The 2,399-nt window shown below is 66.8% G+C and carries 4 protein-coding genes; 3 read left to right on the top strand and 1 reads right to left on the bottom strand.

Translation table 11 applies throughout. The features are described 5' to 3' along the window. On the bottom strand, positions 1-147 hold a 147-nt coding region (locus tag ACFWPJ_RS30535; protein ID WP_378856638.1), incomplete at its 3' end, for a rhodanese-like domain-containing protein. A gap of 381 nt (positions 148-528) precedes the next feature. Between ACFWPJ_RS30535 and ACFWPJ_RS30530 the strand changes: the two genes are divergently transcribed. The 3 genes from ACFWPJ_RS30530 to ACFWPJ_RS30520 form a co-directional block, all read left to right on the top strand. Next, entirely contained in the window at positions 529-1,731 is a 1,203-nt protein-coding gene (locus tag ACFWPJ_RS30530; RefSeq protein WP_378856636.1) for a benzoate/H(+) symporter BenE family transporter, read from the top strand. Between the two features lie 70 nt (positions 1,732-1,801). Beyond that, positions 1,802-2,143: a type II toxin-antitoxin system RelE/ParE family toxin gene (locus ACFWPJ_RS30525; RefSeq protein WP_378856634.1), complete on the top strand. Its 342-nt coding sequence runs from the start codon at positions 1,802-1,804 to the stop codon at positions 2,141-2,143. After that, positions 2,143-2,399, top strand: a 257-nt coding sequence (locus tag ACFWPJ_RS30520; protein WP_378856632.1) for a helix-turn-helix domain-containing protein, incomplete at its 3' end; no start/stop codon positions are given. The genes ACFWPJ_RS30525 and ACFWPJ_RS30520, both read left to right, overlap by 1 nt.

Raw genomic sequence — 2,399 nt, 5'->3', positions numbered from 1 at the left:
GGTCTCCAGATCGACGAACACCGCGCCCGGAATGTGCCCGTCCAGATACTGCTGCGGGCCATTCGGATCACCCAGCGCCCACCGCACATCAAGGAGATGGATCTTCTTGTCCGCCAGTTCTTCCCGGAGTTCCTCCGGGGAGATCAATACCGCACTCACGCCCGCTCCTCACCACCGTCGCACCAGCCGAAGCCCCCAGCCGCCACCCTACGCAGTGCGACCGGCCCACCCGCACCGAATGCACCCGAGCACCATCGACCACGACGTAGCGCCAGGCGCACGCGAGTGGCCCGCACCGGCGGCAACCTAGGGACAGTGTCGGAGTCCGCCAACCGTGCGGCGGGCATACGCGGAGCATTCAGTCAACGCAGCGGTGGTCCCCATTTCGACCGATCAGCGAGATTGTGAACGTTCAGCGCAGTCGTCGACGCGTGCGGCGAACTGGACTGATCGGAGTGAACACAGATCAGTCCACTTTCGCGGTACTGGCAGGCGACACCAGCCCGACCTCCGGGCAGTATCTGCACAATGTCGCAGGTCACCACCACACCCGATGATGTCGCCGAGGAACGGGCGGGGATCGCCCAGCCGCTCGGGGCGGGCGCGATTACCGCGCTGGTCGGGTTCACCAGTTCGTTCGCGGTGGTGCTGAGCGGTTTGCGGGCGGTGGGCGCGAGCCCAGCGCAGGCGGCATCGGGGCTGATGGTCCTGTGTTTCACGCAGGGCATCGGGATTTTGCTGCTCAGTTTCCGGTACCGGATTCCGATCACGCTGGCCTGGTCGACACCGGGCGCGGCGCTGCTGGCGAGCACCGGACTGGTCGCGGGCGGCTGGCCCGGCGCGGTTGCGGCGTTCGCGGTCACCGGCGTGCTCATCGTGATCACCGGGCTGTGGCAGCGGCTCGGCTCGCTGGTCGCGGCGATCCCGGTGCCGATCGCGCAGGCGATGCTGGCCGGTGTGCTCGTCCCGCTGTGCCTGGCGCCGGTGCAGGCGCTGACCACCTCGCCCGCCGTGGTGGTGCCGGTCATCGTGGTCTGGCTGGTGCTGCAGCGGTACGCGCCGAAGTGGGCGGTACTGGTCGCCTTCGCCACCGCGGCGATCGGCACCGGGATCGACATCGCGGTCCGCGACCGGCACCTGGATCTGGCCGCCATGGTCCCGACCGTGGAATGGACCGCGCCGCACTGGCATTGGCAGGCGATCGTCGGCATCGCGGTGCCGCTCTACATCGTCACCATGGCCTCACAGAACATCCCTGGCGTCGCGGTGATGCGCTCGTTCGACTTCCAGGTGCCGTGGCGCGCGTCCATGCTCGTCACCGGAATCGGCACCATCGCGGGCGCCACCGCGGGCGGCCACGCGATCAACCTCGCCGCGATCAGCGCGGCCCTGTCCGCCGCCCCCAGCGCGAGCCCCGACCCCACACGCCGCTGGATCGCCGCCGCCACCGCGGGCGCCGCCTACCTGATCCTCGGCCTCGCCTCCGCGGCCCTGGTCACCCTCATCGCGGCGGCCCCCGCGGGCACCCTCGAAACCGTCGCGGGCCTGGCCCTCCTGGCCACCCTCGCCGCAGCCCTCACCGGCGCCCTCAGCGACCCCGACCACCGCATGGCAGGCCTGGCCACCTTCCTCGTCGCCGCCTCCGGCACCACCCTGTTCGGCATCGGCGGCGCCTTCTGGGCCCTGATCGCCGGCCTGATCGTCCGCCGGTTCCTACCGCGGAGCACCTAGCTCCCCATCCAGCGATTCAGATCGATAGCACCCCTAGGCTCTAGACCCTACAGGGAGTACGATTGATCCAGTGGGTTGGCGCATCTACCTCACCAAGCAGGTCCTGAACTGGGTCGACAGCTTGGACGATGTCATGTTCGACCACTACGAAGCAGCGCGTCAGGAATTGGAGGAAAGAGGACCTGCACTCGGTCGCCCATGGGTCGATTCCCTGCGTACATCGAGGCATTCGAATATGAAGGAGCTACGAATCCCCGGCTCGAACGCCAGGATCATTTTCGCGTTCGACCCGAAACGATCGGCAATTCTCTTGATCGCCGGCGACAAGACGAACCAGTGGCAGCAGTGGTATCGAGACAACATCCCGATTGCCGATCGCATATTCGACGAGCACATAGGAAGACTGGACTGATGGAGCTATACGAAACCAGCCGCTCACGGCATCCACAGGGCGGATACGACCAGGCGCGGGTCGCCGCCACCCGGAAGAAGATGCGTTCCGTCGAGCGCGCCTACCGACTCGCCGAACTTCGAGAAGCGCAGCAGCTCAATCAAACCGAACTGGGCAACAAGATCGGCATCGGGCAGCGCACCGTATCGAAGATCGAGCACGGAGAGATCGAACGTTCGCGGATCGAAACGATTCGCAAGTACGTCGAGGCGGTATC

Source organism: Nocardia sp. NPDC058497, from assembly GCF_042720195.1.
Lineage (GTDB): Bacteria > Actinomycetota > Actinomycetes > Mycobacteriales > Mycobacteriaceae > Nocardia.
This window is presented reverse-complemented; position numbering and strand designations above follow the sequence as displayed.